The following is a 14,225-nucleotide window of genomic DNA, read 5'->3' on the forward strand; positions in this document are numbered from 1 at the left end:
GTGCCTATGAAGAGAAAGAAAATTGCCCTTGTACTTGCTCTGTTCTTTAGCTTCTTCCTGACGGCTTGTACTCAAAAGGCAAGTGATCCAAATCAGGATAATTGGGCCAAATATCAAAAACAGGGAAGCATTACCATTGGCTTTGACAATACCTTTGTTCCCATGGGATTTGAGGAAAAGAATGGCCAGTATGCAGGCTTTGATATTGACCTGGCCCAAGCTGTTTCTGAAAAGCTAGGAATTCAGATTAAATTTCAACCCATCGACTGGGATATGAAAGAAACCGAGCTACAAAATGGTACCATTGATGCCATCTGGAATGGCTATACAGCTACAGATGAACGGAAAGAGAAGGTTGCTTTTACCATTCCTTACATGGAAAATCAACAAGTTTTGGTCTCTAAAAAGTCTCAAAATATCCACTCAATTCAGGATATGACTGACAAAGTTTTAGGGGCCCAGGCAGGATCTTCTGGCTATTTGAATTTTGAAGGACAACCCGAACTACTCAAGAATCGAGTGAAAGATCAGAAGGCCAATCAATACCAAAGTTTCAATGAAGCCTTGATTGATTTGAAAAATGATCGGATTGATGCCCTTGTGATTGACCGGGTATATGCCAATTATTATCTCCAGTCTGAAGGAATATTAAATGACTACAATGTCTTTTCAGCTGGATTTGAAAGTGAAGCATTTGCAGTGGGTGTTAGACCTGCTGATAAAACTTTGCTAGCTGCTCTGAATCAGGCTTTTATATCACTATACCAAGAAGGAAAATTCCAGGAAATCAGCCAGAAATGGTTTGGGGAAGATGTAGCCACCAGTCAAGTTAAAAATCAAGAATAAGAAAAGAGATTGAGTTTTTTCTCAGTCTCTTTTTGCATCGAAAAATCCTCTGGAAAGTACCAGAGGATAAGGGTTTATACTCAATGAAAATCAAAGAGCAAACTAGGAAGTTAGCCGCAGGCTGCTCAAAACACTGTTTTGAGGTTGTAGATAAGATTGACAAAGTCAGGAACATATATCTACGGCAAGGCAACGCTGACGTGGTTTGAAGAGATTTTCGAAGAGTATTATTTCATTGTTGGGAAGAGCAATACGTCACGGATAGTAGTTGTATCAGTGAGGAGCATGCAGAGACGGTCGATACCGATACCCAAACCACCTGTTGGTGGCATACCGTATTCAAGAGCTTCAATGTAGTCGTAATCGATACCTGTTGCTTCATCGTCACCAAGTTCTTTAGCTTTGGCTTGGGCTTCAAAGCGACTAAGTTGGTCGATTGGGTCGTTTAACTCAGTAAAGGCATTACCGTATTCCTTGGTCATAATGAAGAGTTCGAAACGGTCAGTAAAGCGTTCATCTTCAGGATTTTTCTTCGCGAGTGGAGATACTGCTACTGGATGTCCATAGACAAAGGTTGGTTGGATCAAGGTTTCTTCGACAAATTCTTCAAAGAATGCATTGATAATGTGACCAACTTCAGTGTAATGTTTTTCAACTGGAACTTTCTTCTCAGCAGCGATAGCTTTAGCTTCCTCGAAAGTCATGTCTTGCCAGAAGTCTACACCAGTAATTTCCTTGATAGCATCCACCATGTGAACACGTTTAAATGGTTCATTGATTTTGATTTCAGTTCCTTGGTAGTTAACAGGACCATCACCTTTAACTGATTTAGCAGCGTGTTGGATAATACCTTCAGTTAAGTCCATGATATCTTGGAAGTCTGCATAAGCTTGGTAAACTTCGATAGAAGTGAATTCAGGGTTATGAGTAGCATCCATTCCTTCGTTACGGAAGATACGGCCAATTTCATAAACACGTTCCATACCACCAACGATAAGGCGTTTCAAGTGAAGCTCTGTCGCGATACGAAGTACCATGTCAATGTTTTGGGCATTATGGTGAGTGATAAATGGACGAGCAGCAGCACCACCGGCTTCATTATGAAGAACAGGTGTTTCTACTTCAAGGAAACCTTTTTGATCAAGATAACGACGGATTTCAGAGATGATTTTTGAACGAGTAACAAAGCGTTCGAAGCTTTCACGGTTAGAAATCAAGTCCAAGTAACGTTTACGGTAAATTGTTTCAACGTCAGTCAAACCGTGGAATTTCTCAGGAAGCGGGCGAAGTGCTTTAGACAAGTGTGTGATGTGAGTTGCCTTGATAGAAAGTTCTCCCATATCTGTACGCATGACTTCACCTTCGACACCAAGGAAGTCACCTAGGTCAGCTTTTTTGAAGATTTCGTAGTTTTCTTCACCAACTTCATCTTTACGAACGTAGATTTGGATTTGACCTTCTCGGTCTTGAAGATGGGCAAAGCCAACTTTTCCTTTTCCACGTTTAGTTACTAAGCGTCCAGCGATAGTAGCAGTTTCGTTTAATTCATGTAATTGTTCTTTATCAAGTTCTGCAAATTTGTCTTTTAGTTCTTGAGAGTTAGCAGTACGTTCAAAACGTTTTCCGAAGGGATCAATTCCTTGTTCACGGAGCGCAGCCATTTTTTCACGGCGAACGATCTGCTGGTCATTTAGTTCTTCCATATGTTCTGTAGACATGGGTTCCTCCTAATTTTACTCAAAATTTGATACGATGAGTCATTTTTTGCGATACTCCCATTTTATCATAAATAGCAGAGAAATTCACGGATATTCTTTGAAAACTAAAAAGAACTTGACTATTAAGATCAAGTTCCATTATTTTTCTTGATAGGAAGTGTCATTCCATCTTTCCAGAGTGAAGGTTTCAAAATCATCGGTCTCTAAAACTGTCAGACTAGCATTGGCCAAGCCTCCTTCTTTGCGGAGGTGAGCCTCTTTATAGCCTAATAGAGTACGAAGGCTAGCAGTGAGATTTGCCCCATGACCAACGATCAGAATGTTTTCAGCCGGACTTCCTTTCAGAGATTTGATAAACTGAATGGTTCGGTGAGTCGTAGAGTAGAGAGATTCGGCTTCAAACATCCTCGTATCAAACCGAGCTAGATTAGAGCGAAAGGCCTTTATTTGTTCTGGGTAGATGGCATTAAGCGTAGCGATTTTTAATCCCTCTAGTTTGCCAAGTTGCCATTCACGTAGGTCAGGAATGCTCTTTAAAGGACAAGGGGCCTGGAGTTGACTTTGGATTATTTCAGCAGACTTAACTGCTCTGGGTAAGTCACTAGAATAAATCGTATCAAAAGGAATTTCCTTGAGATACTGCCCCAGTTGTTTTAAAACGTCAGTGGACTCTGGAAGAAGGGGAGAGTCACCGCTAGCACCTTGAAAACGTCCTTCAAGATTCCAGACAGTCCGACCATGACGGACAAAATAGAGTTTCATCAGTTGTTTTCCTCCAAGATATCAGCGAAGTCCGCTTTTACAAAGCTGGCTAAGTCTTGAGGTCGGATGATAATACTGTGCCCGACTTCTCCAGCAGAGACAATCATTTGGTCCAAATCCAAAGCAGTCTGATCAATAAAAATAGGATAATTGTGTTTTTGGCGAATGCCGATGGGGTTATTAGCCCCATGAATATAGCCTGTCGTTTTTTCCAGATCTTTTTGAGGAATCATGCTCACTTTTTTATTACCAGAAACCTTTGCTAGTTTTTTCTCAGCCAGGTGTTCTGTTATGGGAACGATTCCGATGATTGGCCCCGTTTTGTCTCCTAATAGTGCCAAGGTTTTAAAGATGTGAGTTCGATCATATTCCGAAGGAAGTTCTCCCTCAAGCGCATTGATTTGAATCCCTGTGTGCTCAATTCCTGCTTTGGTTAAGATTTGCTCGACAAGAGTTTTTTTTATCTTTACTTTTTTTGCCATTATTTATACTTATCCTCCAATTGACTCATCCAGATACCAAGCCAAATGCCAAGTGCAAAGAAGAAGGCGATGAGAACATAACTCACGATAGAAAGTCCAGTATATTGGATACTTTCAGCACTTCCAGCATTTGGAATCAAAATCAAGAGGGTGCTTGATAGCACAATTCCAATAATAAAGTGATAAACACGGGAGTGGTAGTTGTTCAAGGCATGGTCCATTAATTTTGAAAAAATGATGAGGGTTGCACCTGCACCAATTCCGATAGGAAGGAAAGTTCCAAATAAATCAAAGGTTTTAAAACCAGTTAGCATTGGAGCGTACAGCCCTAAAATCAAGAGTAGATTTGACGGACTTAAACCAGGCACCAAGACACCAAGCGCTAAAAGAGCACCCGCTAAGATGAAACTAGCGAAACTAGCACTGAGAGAACCAACAACAAAATTTAACGCGTAGAGCCCTAGGCCTGAAAGGATAAAGGTAGTCCAGAACCAGACTAGGTCGATCTTATCCCGATCAGATTCTCGAGTAGATTCTTTAAGGAGGCTAGGAACCGTACCGATGATAGCTCCAGCAAAACTCCATAAAACATAGACCTGGTAATTTTCTAGCAGATACTCGATTGGATAAGAAAACAAACCAATGCCTAGCAACATCCCGATTGCTACTGGGATAAAGTATAGGACATTCGCTTTAAAATCTTTAAAGGGGTGAGCCAGAAAGCTAATCATTCGCTCGTAAATTCCCAAAATAGCTGCTAAAACACCGCCAGAAATTCCAGGTAGGATAAATCCTAAGGCGATGACGATTCCTTTAATAACTCTTGCAATCCATGAAAACATCATAAAATCCTCAATTTCATAAAATTCTTTCTCTATTCTATCAATTATAACACAGACGAGAAGAAAATGAAAAAACAAGTGAAAAAGAGAGCAATTTTCACTTGTCTTATGGTCTTAAAAATAGTTTTCTGAAGGTTTCTTCTTTTTCCTTCAAGGTAGAAATGAGATTAATATCTAAATGATGTTCAAATCCAGCAATTCTTCCTTTTGAAGTATACTGATGGAGGTCATAGTCTAAATCAGTATTAGGCGTGGTTTCAAAGTAACCTGAATCCGTTCCATAAGATGGAATCCAGACAGCAGAGAACTTGTCTGTATTGATACTATGTTCTTGCATGAAATAAACACCGATGTAAATTCCGATATTTTTGGCGCCAAGCGCTTCTAGTTTAGCCCTAAAAGCTTCAACACCTTCGTTCATATCAGACATTGTTTTTTCTTCAACATCGAGCCAATAGTAACTAGGGTTGTATGGAGAAGCAGCATTGTAGAAAACCTCAGCAGCTTTTTCCATTTCTTCCTTACCAGTACCTGCTAGATAGGCATAAACAGCAACTGGAACATTCCGCTTTTGAAATTCTGAAATATGATTTTTATAGGCTTTATCGACACCATTGGCATAGGCGGCATTATTTGTTTCAGTATGCTGAGCCCCATTGTGGACACGAACAATAACACCAGAAATATTTTGAGATAAGGTATCGTAGTTGATTTCCTCAGGTATTTGCCAGCCAGAGACGTCAATAATAGGTTTGTCAAGATTATGCAAGGCCTGATTTTCAACCTGGACTGCATTGGGTTTTGACTTGACAGGATGGTCTTCATAAGTTGGTCTATTGAGGATCAAAATAGCTATAAATATAGTAAATAAAGTAAAAATAATAGCTGGATGAATCTTTTTTCTCATATTTAAATAGTTTAACGTAAATAGATAAAAAAATCAAAGAAAACATCGGAAAAAGTGAATATATGGGCGTCTTTTCCCTATTTCTCTGTTTGTTTACTCCTAAGAAACTAAATTATGGTATAATATAAGGGAATTTCTAGAGAAAAGAGAAGATTATGTCAAATTATGCCATTATTCTAGCAGCGGGTAAAGGTACTCGCATGAAATCAGATCTTCCAAAGGTACTTCACAAAGTAGCTGGAATTTCGATGTTGGAACATGTTTTTCGTAGTGTTGGTGCTATTCAACCTGAAAAAACAGTTACTGTAGTTGGTCACAAGGCAGAGCTAGTTGAGCAAGTATTAGCCGGTCAGACAGACTTTGTTACCCAATCAGAACAACTAGGAACTGGGCATGCTGTCATGATGGCAGAGCCTATTCTCCAAAATCGTACAGGCCACACCTTGGTTATCGCTGGAGATACTCCTCTGATCACAGGTGAAAGCTTGAAAAATCTCTTGGATTTCCATATCAATCACAAAAATGTGGCGACGATTTTAACAGCTGAAGCAGCTGATCCTTTTGGATATGGTCGTATCGTCCGCAATGATAATGCTGAAGTTCTTCGCATTGTGGAGCAGAAAGATGCTACAGACTTTGAAAAGCAAATTAAGGAAATCAATACAGGAACTTATGTATTTGACAATGAGCGTCTTTTTGAGGCTCTTAAAAACATCAACACCAACAATGCCCAAGGAGAGTACTATATTACTGACGTGATTGGTATTTTCCGTAATGCGGGTGAGAAGGTTGGGGCCTATACTCTCAAAGATTTTGATGAAAGTCTTGGCGTAAATGACCGTGTAGCTCTTGCGACTGCGGAAGCAGTGATGCGTCGCCGTATCAATCAAAAGCACATGGTTAATGGTGTTAGCTTTGTCAATCCTGAAGCAACTTACATCGACATTGATGTTGAGATTGCTCCCGAAGTCCAAATCGAAGCTAATGTTACCTTGAAAGGTCAAACGAAGATTGGTGCGGAGACTGTTTTGACAAACGGTACTTATGTAGTGGATAGCACTATCGGAGCTGGATCTGTGATTACCAACTCTATGATTGAGGAAAGTAGTGTTGCAGACGGCGTGACTGTTGGCCCTTATGCCCATATTCGTCCAGGTTCAAGTCTGGCTGCTCAAGTTCACATTGGAAATTTTGTTGAAGTAAAAGGATCTTCAATCGGTGAAAATACCAAGGCGGGTCATTTGACTTATATTGGAAACTGTGAAGTGGGTAGCAACGTTAATTTTGGTGCAGGAACTATTACAGTCAACTACGATGGCAAAAATAAATACAAAACTGTGATTGGCAATAATGTCTTTGTTGGCTCAAACTCAACTATTATTGCTCCTGTAGAACTTGGGGATAATTCTCTGATTGGAGCGGGTTCAACCATTACCAAGAATGTTCCTGCTGATGCCATTGCTATCGGCCGTGGACGTCAGGTCAACAAAGATGAATATGCGACTCGCCTCCCTCATCATCCCAAGAACCAGTAGGAGTTTGTCATGGAATTTGAAGAAAAAACGATTAGTCGGAAGGAAATCTATCAAGGTCCTATTTTCAAACTAGTACAAGATCAGGTGGAGCTACCAGAAGGAAAGGGGACTGCCCAACGTGACTTGATTTTTCACAATGGAGCTGTTTGTGTACTAGCTGTGACAGCCGAGGACAAAATCGTTCTCGTTAAGCAATACCGGAAGGCTATTGAGGCGGTTTCTTATGAGATTCCTGCTGGTAAACTCGAACTTGGTGAAAATGCTGATCCAATGGCAGCGGCCCTTCGTGAATTGGAAGAAGAGGTTGCCTACACAGCTAAGTTAGAACTGTTGTACGATTTCTATTCTGCGATTGGATTTTGTAATGAAAAACTAAAACTCTATCTTGCTAGTGATTTGGTCAAGGTGGAAAATCCTCGTCCACAAGATGATGATGAAACCTTGGAAGTCCTAGAAGTAAGTCTAGAGGAAGCCAAGAACCTGATCCAGTCAGGTCATATCTGTGATGCCAAGACCATTATGGCGATCCAGTACTGGGAACTACAAAAGAAATAGAGGAGAAACCCATGGGAAAACCTTTATTAACAGACGAAATGATTGAACGTGCCAATCGTGGTGAGAAAATTTCAGGACCACCTCTTCAAGATGATGAGGAAACAAAGATTCTACCAACATCTTCACAACATTTTGGTTATTCACGCTCTAGAGACCACGGTTTTAGTCAAGATACACTTACAATCGAAGTAGAACCAACAATTCATAAGAGTCGCCGCATTGAGAACACTAAGAGAAATGTTTTTAATTCGAAACTCAATCGCATCTTGTTTGCAGTCATCCTACTTTTGATTTTGTTAATTTTAGCGATGAAACTCTTGTAATTGAAAGGACTTGAAATGAAAATTGGAATCATTGCTGCCATGCCAGAAGAACTCGTATATTTGACTCAGAATTTGGATAAACCTCAAGAAGTCCAAGTCCTCGGAAATACTTACTACACTGGCTCTGTTGGCAATACAGAAGTCGTTCTAGTTCAGAGTGGGATTGGAAAGGTCATGTCGGCTATGAGTGTAGCTATTCTAGCTGACCATTTTCAGGTAGAAGCTATCATCAATACAGGATCAGCAGGTGCTCTTGCCGAAGGGATTGCTGTTGGTGATGTCGTGATTGCAGATAGACTAGCTTACCATGATGTGGATGTGACTGCTTTTGGCTATGTTTATGGTCAAATGGCTGGTCAACCTCTTTACTTTGAATCAGATAAGAAATTTATCGATAGGATTAAAGAAAACTTATCTCAGTTGGACCAAAACTGGCACCTAGGCTTGATTGCTACAGGAGACAGTTTTATAGCTGGAGATGATAAAATTGCTAGTATCAAAACCCACTTTCCGGATGTTTTAGCAGTTGAAATGGAAGGGGCAGCCATTGCACAAGCGGCTCAGGCTCTTGGTCTACCTTTCCTAGTCATTCGTGCCATGAGTGACAATGCCAATCACGAAGCCTCTATCTCTTTTGATGAATTTATTATCGAAGCTGGACGTCGTTCTGCCCAAGTCTTACTAGCCTTTTTAAAGGCTTTAGATTAAGCGGAAATTTGACAGTTTATCTAGCTTATGATAAGATTTAAATAAAGAAAAGCTAGAAAACGTTTCAGAGGATATTATGAGTATTGAAATGACCGTCAGTGAGATTGCAGAGGTCTTAGGACTATCTCGTCAAGCAATCAACAATCGTGTCAAAGAACTTCCAGAAGAGGACACGAAAAAAAATGACAAAGGTGTAACTGTAGTTACTCGAAGTGGCTTGATCAAGCTAGAAGAAATCTACAAAAAAACGATTTTTGAAGATGAACCAGTCAGTGATGATGTCAAACAACGTGAACTGATGGAAATCTTGGTCGATGAGAAAAACGCTGAAATTCTTCGCTTGTACGAGCAGCTCAAGGCCAAAGACCGCCAGTTATCAGAAAAAGATGAACAGATGCGAATCAAAGACCGACAGATTGCTGAAAAGGACAAACAGTTGGACCAACAGCAACAGTTAACTCTTCAAGCGATGAAGGATCAAGAAACCTTGAAACTCGAGTTGGACCAAGCAAAAGAAGAAGTCCAAGCAACCAAAAAAGGCTTTTTTGCTCGCCTTTTTGGAGGAAAATAAAGAAGCTGTTTGGGTTACTCACTAACCTAATGGCTTCTTTTATTATTTATAGTTTATTTTGGGTAGTAATTGAGGTAAATAATGGAAAAATTAAGAGACTATATCGCCTTTGATTTGGAATTCAATCAACACGAGGGGGTTACCCATTTAATTCAAGTATCAGCAGTCCGCTTTCAAGATGGACAAGAATGTGCTGCTTTTGACTCTTATGTTCATACTACAGCACCATTGAAGAGTTTTATCAATGGTTTGACTGGGATCACAGCTGAAACCTTGAAAGATGCGCCAAAAGTAGAACAAGTTTTAAAGGACTTTCAAGCATTTGTTGGCGACTTACCTATCGTTGGTTACAATGCAGCTAAGAGTGATTTACCTATTCTCTTGGAGCATGGTATTGATTATCGTGACCAGTATAAGGTCGACCTATATGATGAGGCTTTTGAACGCCGTAGTTCTGATTTACACGGCATAGCCAATCTTAAATTGCAAACTGTTGCAAATTTTTTAGGCTTTCATGGGAAGTCTCATAACAGTTTAGAGGATGCCCGCATGACGGCGCGTGTTTACGAAGCTTTTTTGGAATCAGATGAAGGAAAGCTATTAATAGAAGACCAGAGTAGTTTTTCTATGAATAATCCTTTTGGTGGCTTAGATTTATCCCAATTTTTAGACTAGGAGTGCCTATGAAACCTGAAAAACCTAAAAAGCTAGGTTTTAGGAAGATATACTATAACCTAGATAAGATTTTATTTCTATTTTTCTTGATATTTATGATGGTTGAGTTTGTCTGGCTACCATTAAATTCATGGATTGCTGGCATCCTTCTGAGACAAACCGGTTATTTGTTTATCTCCTACAATAACTTTTGGGCGATTATACAAGGCTCGCCTTTTATCAGTTTAGCCTTTCTCATCTTAATTGCAATCAATCTCCTGGTTGCCTATTTCCAGATTTGTCTTTTGTTTATAGGAGCTCGTCACCTTCTCTATCATGAAAAGAGAACTTTAATTGAGTACAGTAGAAAAGTATTTCACCAGAGCTTTCTATTCGTTAAGCGATTGAGCTTTTGTAAGATGGCCTTTGTCTTTTTTTACATTGCTATGCTTTTCCCGTTCATCCGAAAGATTTTAAAAATCTACTACCTCAACAAGATTATTATCCCTGATTTTATTGTGAATTATTGGGAAGGTAAACATTGGCTGGTAGGTCTGATGATCATAGCATCCGCTTGGATCTTTCTCTACATCTCTGTCCGATTTATGTTTGCCCTTCCTAAGATTCTCTTTGAAAGAAAGACCGTAAGAGAAGGTGTGAAATATAGTCTCCAAAAGACAAAGAAAAATGTCCTTTTCTTCTCTTGGCATCTCTTGCTCATTATCATTAAAACGTATCTTTTCTTCTTTGGTTTGTTAATTCCCTTGCTTTTTGCGCAAGCAGTGATGGATAATCTAACTCAAAAAGAATCCTTGATTCTCGGTGTAATTAATTTTGTCTTGATTAAAAATTTCCATTATATGACCCTTACTTATTTCCTAGTGAAGTTTGTTTCCTTCCTGACAGGAGAAGAACTAGAGATTATGCCAAGGCGAAAGAAAGATCATCTGATGAGATGGGGTGTCATGGGGTGTGCAAGCATCATCTTTGCCATAGAAGGCTACGTTTATCTGGAAACTCCAGATACCAATACACCTTTAGTGATTTCGCACAGAGGAGTAAGTAATAAAAACGGTGTTCAAAATACTGTGCAGTCTTTAGAAAAAACAGCTCAACTAAAACCAGATCTCATCGAAATGGATGTGCAGGAAACGAAAGACGGTCAGTTCGTGATGATGCACGATGCTAACCTCAAAAATTTAACAGGTATTAATGCTACACCGCAAGATTTGACTCTGGATGAATTAACAAATACAGATATTTACGAGAATGGTTATCAAACAAAGATTTCAAGCTTTGATGCCTATTTAGAGCGTGCAAATGCTTTAAACCAAAAATTGCTGATTGAGATTAAGACCAGTAAAAAAGATAGTCCGCAAATGATGGACCATTTCCTCGAAAAGTACGGAGCGACTATCAAGAAATATGGACACCAGATGCAATCGCTAGATTACCATGTGATTGATAAAGTGTTGACTTATGATTCTGAAATTCCAGTTTACTTTATTCTTCCCTATAACAGTATCTTCCCAAGAACCAAGGCAACTGGTTACACTATGGAGTACTCAACTTTGGACGAATACTTTGTCAATAAACTCTGGACAACTGATCAGAGACTCTATGTTTGGACCGTAAATGGTTCGGAGGCATTTGATAAAGCAGTTCGTCTCGGTGCAGATGGCATGATTACTGATGATCTTGAAATGGTCCAGTCACAAGTCACAATGGCTCAAGACGATCCGGAATATACGGAATTACTCTTAAAGAAAGCAATGGAATTCTTTGATTTCTAAGAAAAAAAAAAGAGAAACAGATGTTTCTCTTTTTTTGTGGATTAGAAAGGCAATTTTCCAGCGAAAGCACCGAGTTTCTTCTTAGTCGTTTCATCAATTTGCTCAAGAGCAGCGTTAATTGCTTGCGCGGTCATATCTGAAAGTGTTTCGAGATCTTCTGAATCTACAACTGCTGGGTTGAAGTCAATGTTGACAACTTTTTTGTCACCAGTTAAGGTCGCTTGGACAAGCTCTTGAGCAGATTTTCCAACAAATTCCATGGTAGCGAGTTCTGCTTGGCTTTGTTCCATTTGTTTTTGAAGTTTTTGTGCTTGGCGCATCATGTTTTGCATGTTCATCATGGCGGTTTACAGTTCCCTTTTTTCTATTATTTTTCTTTTTATTTTATCAATTTTAGGAGCAAAAGTCTATTATTTGTTTAATTCATTAGATATATGAACTTTTATAATGAGTCCCTTAAACAACTTTTAAGAAATTTACTATGCACACCTGGTATTCTTTGCGAAACAAATAAATTTCATTTAAGTTTTCTTTAAGGATTCTATTATATTCTAGAGAACTCTATGTTAACCGAACGTTAAGCAGAAAATATAGAGGATAACCTAATTTTATTTCTTAATTTGTTATAGTCTTTCCAGATTTAGTAACACATTGTTCACTTTTTACCTTTAATGGTGTGTTGATTAGACTAAATGACGCTCTGTCTTTTTTTCATGATGGAGACAGATTGTGATATAATAGATGGTAATGAGTTTTTTAGAATAAACTAAAGGAGAAAATATATGATCTATGCAGGAATCCTAGCCGGTGGAACTGGCACACGCATGGGAATCAGTAATTTACCAAAACAATTCTTGGAGTTAGGTGATAGACCTATTTTGATCCACACAATCGAAAAATTTGTTTTGGAACCAAGTATTGAAAAAATTGTAGTTGGAGTTCATGGAGATTGGGTGTCACACGCTGAGGACCTAGTTGATAAGTATCTTTCTCTCCACAAGGATCGCATCATCATTACCAAGGGTGGTGCTGATCGCAATACCAGTATCGAGAAGATTATAGAAGCTATTAATGCCTATCGTCCAATCACTCCAGAAGATATCGTGATTACCCACGACTCTGTTCGTCCCTTTATTACACTTCGCATGATTCAGGACAATATCAAACTGGCCCAAAATCATGATGCGGTTGACACAGTAGTAGAAGCAGTTGATACCATTGTTGAAAGTACTAATGGTCAGTTTATCACTGATATTCCAAATCGTGCTCACCTCTATCAAGGTCAAACACCTCAGACATTCCGCTGCAAGGATTTCATGGATTTGTATGGTTCCCTATCTGACCAAGAAAAGGAAATCCTGACGGATGCATGTAAGATTTTTGTTATCAAAGGGAAGGATGTTGCCCTAGCTAAAGGGGAATATTCAAATCTTAAAATCACAACTGTGACAGACTTGAAAATCGCGAAAAGCATGATTGAGAAAGACTAAGGCTATGATTAATCAAATTTATCAACTGACCAAACCAAAGTTTATCAATGTAAAATATCAAGAAGAAGACATTGATCAGGAGAATCATATCCTTATTCGTCCAAATTATATGGCGGTTTGTCATGCAGATCAACGTTACTATCAAGGGAAACGCGATCCAAAGATATTGGCTAAAAAGCTTCCTATGGCGATGATACACGAATCTTGTGGGACTGTTATTTCAGATCCAACTGGGACTTATGAAGTTGGTCAAAAGGTAGTTATGATTCCCAATCAACCGCCGACGCAGAGTGACAAGGAATTCTACGAGAACTACATGACAGGAACCTACTTCCTATCTAGTGGTCACGATGGTTTTATGCGAGAATTTGTCTCTCTTCCAAAAGACCGAGTCGTTTCTTATAATGATATCGAAGATACAGTTGCTGCCATTACCGAGTTTGTAAGTGTTGGTATGCATGCCATGGATCGTTTCTTAAATCTTGCTCATAGCAAGAGAGAGCGCATCGCTGTTATCGGAGATGGTAGTTTGGCCTTTGTGGTTGCAAATATTATCAATTATACCTTGCCAGAAGCAGAGATTATCGTGATTGGACGCCATTGGGAAAAACTGGAACTCTTCTCTTTTGCAAAAGAGTGCTATATTACTGATAATATCCCAGAGGATTTGACCTTTGATCATGGATTTGAGTGTTGCGGTGGTGATGGTACAGGACCAGCTATCAATGACCTGATTCGCTATATTCGTCCACAGGGAACGATTCTCATGATGGGAGTGAGTGAATACAAGGTTAATATCAATACACGAGATGCTTTGGAAAAAGGATTGTTATTAGTAGGATCATCTCGTTCAGGACGCGTTGATTTTGAGAAGGCCATTCAAATGATGGAAGTCAAAAAGTTTGCAAATCGTCTGAAGAATATCCTTTATGTTGAAGAGCCTGTGAGAGAAATCAAGGACATTCACCGTGTCTTTGCTACAGACCTGAATACTGCTTTTAAAACAGTATTTAAGTGGGAAGTGTAGAAGATGGAGGTT

16 protein-coding genes are annotated in these 14,225 nt (G+C 39.2%); 10 read left to right on the forward strand and 6 right to left on the reverse strand.

The window, feature by feature from the left end; all coding sequences use genetic code 11:
* The first annotated feature begins 6 nt into the window (after window positions 1-6).
* Entirely contained in the window at window positions 7-846 is an 840-nt protein-coding gene (locus tag GMD3S_RS0201225) for an amino acid ABC transporter substrate-binding protein (RefSeq protein ID WP_000823417.1), read from the forward strand.
* A 227-nt stretch (window positions 847-1,073) separates the two neighbouring features.
* On the opposite strand, the gene lysS is transcribed toward GMD3S_RS0201225, so the two are convergent.
* From lysS to GMD3S_RS0201260, 5 genes are all read right to left on the reverse strand, one after another.
* Window positions 1,074-2,564 (reverse strand): lysine--tRNA ligase, encoded by a 1,491-nt coding sequence (gene lysS / locus GMD3S_RS0201235; protein ID WP_000102442.1) that lies wholly within the window; start codon window positions 2,562-2,564, stop codon window positions 1,074-1,076.
* Window positions 2,565-2,702: 138 nt separating this feature from the next.
* Window positions 2,703-3,326: a histidine phosphatase family protein gene (locus GMD3S_RS0201245; protein ID WP_000780824.1), complete on the reverse strand. Its 624-nt coding sequence runs from the start codon at window positions 3,324-3,326 to the stop codon at window positions 2,703-2,705.
* Window positions 3,326-3,808 carry an aminoacyl-tRNA deacylase gene (locus GMD3S_RS0201250; RefSeq protein WP_001085913.1) on the reverse strand — a complete coding sequence of 161 codons (483 nt, stop codon included), beginning with the start codon at window positions 3,806-3,808 and terminating at the stop codon, window positions 3,326-3,328. Before GMD3S_RS0201250 ends, GMD3S_RS0201245 begins: the two co-directional genes overlap by 1 nt.
* Window positions 3,808-4,650, reverse strand: coding sequence for a DUF368 domain-containing protein (locus GMD3S_RS0201255; RefSeq protein WP_008278099.1), 843 nt, complete (start codon window positions 4,648-4,650; stop codon window positions 3,808-3,810). The genes GMD3S_RS0201250 and GMD3S_RS0201255 overlap by 1 nt, the downstream gene beginning before the upstream one ends.
* A 106-nt stretch (window positions 4,651-4,756) precedes the next feature.
* Window positions 4,757-5,557 carry a glycoside hydrolase family 25 protein gene (locus GMD3S_RS0201260; protein ID WP_001227573.1) on the reverse strand — a complete coding sequence of 267 codons (801 nt, stop codon included), beginning with the start codon at window positions 5,555-5,557 and terminating at the stop codon, window positions 4,757-4,759.
* Window positions 5,558-5,712: 155 nt separating this feature from the next.
* On the opposite strand from GMD3S_RS0201260, the gene glmU reads away from it, so the two are divergent.
* From glmU to GMD3S_RS0201295, 7 genes are all read left to right on the forward strand, one after another.
* Window positions 5,713-7,092 (forward strand): bifunctional UDP-N-acetylglucosamine diphosphorylase/glucosamine-1-phosphate N-acetyltransferase GlmU, encoded by a 1,380-nt coding sequence (glmU, locus tag GMD3S_RS0201265; RefSeq protein ID WP_000073758.1) that lies wholly within the window; start codon window positions 5,713-5,715, stop codon window positions 7,090-7,092.
* Window positions 7,093-7,101: 9 nt separating this feature from the next.
* On the forward strand, window positions 7,102-7,647 hold the full coding sequence (locus GMD3S_RS0201270; RefSeq protein ID WP_000393795.1) for an NUDIX hydrolase: 546 nt from the start codon (window positions 7,102-7,104) through the stop codon (window positions 7,645-7,647).
* Window positions 7,648-7,658: 11 nt separating this feature from the next.
* Window positions 7,659-7,970 (forward strand): cell wall synthase accessory phosphoprotein MacP, encoded by a 312-nt coding sequence (gene macP, locus GMD3S_RS0201275; protein ID WP_000517872.1) that lies wholly within the window; start codon window positions 7,659-7,661, stop codon window positions 7,968-7,970.
* 15 nt (window positions 7,971-7,985) lie between these two features.
* Complete coding sequence (locus GMD3S_RS0201280) at window positions 7,986-8,678, forward strand: 5'-methylthioadenosine/adenosylhomocysteine nucleosidase (protein ID WP_008278101.1); 693 nt, start codon at window positions 7,986-7,988, stop codon at window positions 8,676-8,678.
* Window positions 8,679-8,754: 76 nt separating this feature from the next.
* Complete coding sequence (gene rocS, locus GMD3S_RS0201285) at window positions 8,755-9,249, forward strand: chromosome segregation protein RocS (protein ID WP_000021252.1); 495 nt, start codon at window positions 8,755-8,757, stop codon at window positions 9,247-9,249.
* Window positions 9,250-9,330: 81 nt separating this feature from the next.
* On the forward strand, window positions 9,331-9,924 hold the full coding sequence (locus tag GMD3S_RS0201290; RefSeq protein ID WP_000413624.1) for a 3'-5' exonuclease: 594 nt from the start codon (window positions 9,331-9,333) through the stop codon (window positions 9,922-9,924).
* An 8-nt stretch (window positions 9,925-9,932) separates the two neighbouring features.
* Window positions 9,933-11,696, forward strand: coding sequence for a glycerophosphoryl diester phosphodiesterase membrane domain-containing protein (locus GMD3S_RS0201295; RefSeq protein ID WP_000801706.1), 1,764 nt, complete (start codon window positions 9,933-9,935; stop codon window positions 11,694-11,696).
* Between the two features lie 41 nt (window positions 11,697-11,737).
* Here the strand turns inward: GMD3S_RS0201295 and GMD3S_RS0201300 are convergent, their stop codons facing one another.
* Window positions 11,738-12,037, reverse strand: a complete 300-nt coding sequence (locus GMD3S_RS0201300; RefSeq protein WP_000981534.1) for a YbaB/EbfC family nucleoid-associated protein — start codon at window positions 12,035-12,037, stop codon at window positions 11,738-11,740.
* Between the two features lie 441 nt (window positions 12,038-12,478).
* On the opposite strand from GMD3S_RS0201300, the gene GMD3S_RS0201305 reads away from it, so the two are divergent.
* Together GMD3S_RS0201305 and GMD3S_RS0201310 are read left to right on the forward strand one after the other, a co-directional pair.
* On the forward strand, window positions 12,479-13,186 hold the full coding sequence (locus tag GMD3S_RS0201305; protein WP_000638516.1) for an IspD/TarI family cytidylyltransferase: 708 nt from the start codon (window positions 12,479-12,481) through the stop codon (window positions 13,184-13,186).
* 4 nt (window positions 13,187-13,190) lie between these two features.
* Window positions 13,191-14,213 (forward strand): ribitol-5-phosphate dehydrogenase, encoded by a 1,023-nt coding sequence (locus GMD3S_RS0201310; protein WP_000609906.1) that lies wholly within the window; start codon window positions 13,191-13,193, stop codon window positions 14,211-14,213.
* Window positions 14,214-14,225: the final 12 nt, after the last annotated feature.

This window comes from Streptococcus sp. GMD3S, from assembly GCF_000298695.2.
Classification (GTDB): domain Bacteria; phylum Bacillota; class Bacilli; order Lactobacillales; family Streptococcaceae; genus Streptococcus.

What these genes read in the sequence shown, in the direction of transcription:
- GMD3S_RS0201225 (WP_000823417.1), top strand. Translation starts at nt 7, where the DNA reads ATGAAGAGAAAGAAAATTGCCCTTGTACTTGCTCTGTTCTTTAGCTTC.
- lysS (WP_000102442.1), bottom strand. Translation starts at nt 2,564, where the DNA reads ATGTCTACAGAACATATGGAAGAACTAAATGACCAGCAGATCGTTCGC.
- GMD3S_RS0201245 (WP_000780824.1), bottom strand. Translation starts at nt 3,326, where the DNA reads ATGAAACTCTATTTTGTCCGTCATGGTCGGACTGTCTGGAATCTTGAA.
- GMD3S_RS0201250 (WP_001085913.1), bottom strand. Translation starts at nt 3,808, where the DNA reads ATGGCAAAAAAAGTAAAGATAAAAAAAACTCTTGTCGAGCAAATCTTA.
- GMD3S_RS0201255 (WP_008278099.1), bottom strand. Translation starts at nt 4,650, where the DNA reads ATGTTTTCATGGATTGCAAGAGTTATTAAAGGAATCGTCATCGCCTTA.
- GMD3S_RS0201260 (WP_001227573.1), bottom strand. Translation starts at nt 5,557, where the DNA reads ATGAGAAAAAAGATTCATCCAGCTATTATTTTTACTTTATTTACTATA.
- glmU (WP_000073758.1), top strand. Translation starts at nt 5,713, where the DNA reads ATGTCAAATTATGCCATTATTCTAGCAGCGGGTAAAGGTACTCGCATG.
- GMD3S_RS0201270 (WP_000393795.1), top strand. Translation starts at nt 7,102, where the DNA reads ATGGAATTTGAAGAAAAAACGATTAGTCGGAAGGAAATCTATCAAGGT.
- macP (WP_000517872.1), top strand. Translation starts at nt 7,659, where the DNA reads ATGGGAAAACCTTTATTAACAGACGAAATGATTGAACGTGCCAATCGT.
- GMD3S_RS0201280 (WP_008278101.1), top strand. Translation starts at nt 7,986, where the DNA reads ATGAAAATTGGAATCATTGCTGCCATGCCAGAAGAACTCGTATATTTG.
- rocS (WP_000021252.1), top strand. Translation starts at nt 8,755, where the DNA reads ATGAGTATTGAAATGACCGTCAGTGAGATTGCAGAGGTCTTAGGACTA.
- GMD3S_RS0201290 (WP_000413624.1), top strand. Translation starts at nt 9,331, where the DNA reads ATGGAAAAATTAAGAGACTATATCGCCTTTGATTTGGAATTCAATCAA.
- GMD3S_RS0201295 (WP_000801706.1), top strand. Translation starts at nt 9,933, where the DNA reads ATGAAACCTGAAAAACCTAAAAAGCTAGGTTTTAGGAAGATATACTAT.
- GMD3S_RS0201300 (WP_000981534.1), bottom strand. Translation starts at nt 12,037, where the DNA reads ATGATGAACATGCAAAACATGATGCGCCAAGCACAAAAACTTCAAAAA.
- GMD3S_RS0201305 (WP_000638516.1), top strand. Translation starts at nt 12,479, where the DNA reads ATGATCTATGCAGGAATCCTAGCCGGTGGAACTGGCACACGCATGGGA.
- GMD3S_RS0201310 (WP_000609906.1), top strand. Translation starts at nt 13,191, where the DNA reads ATGATTAATCAAATTTATCAACTGACCAAACCAAAGTTTATCAATGTA.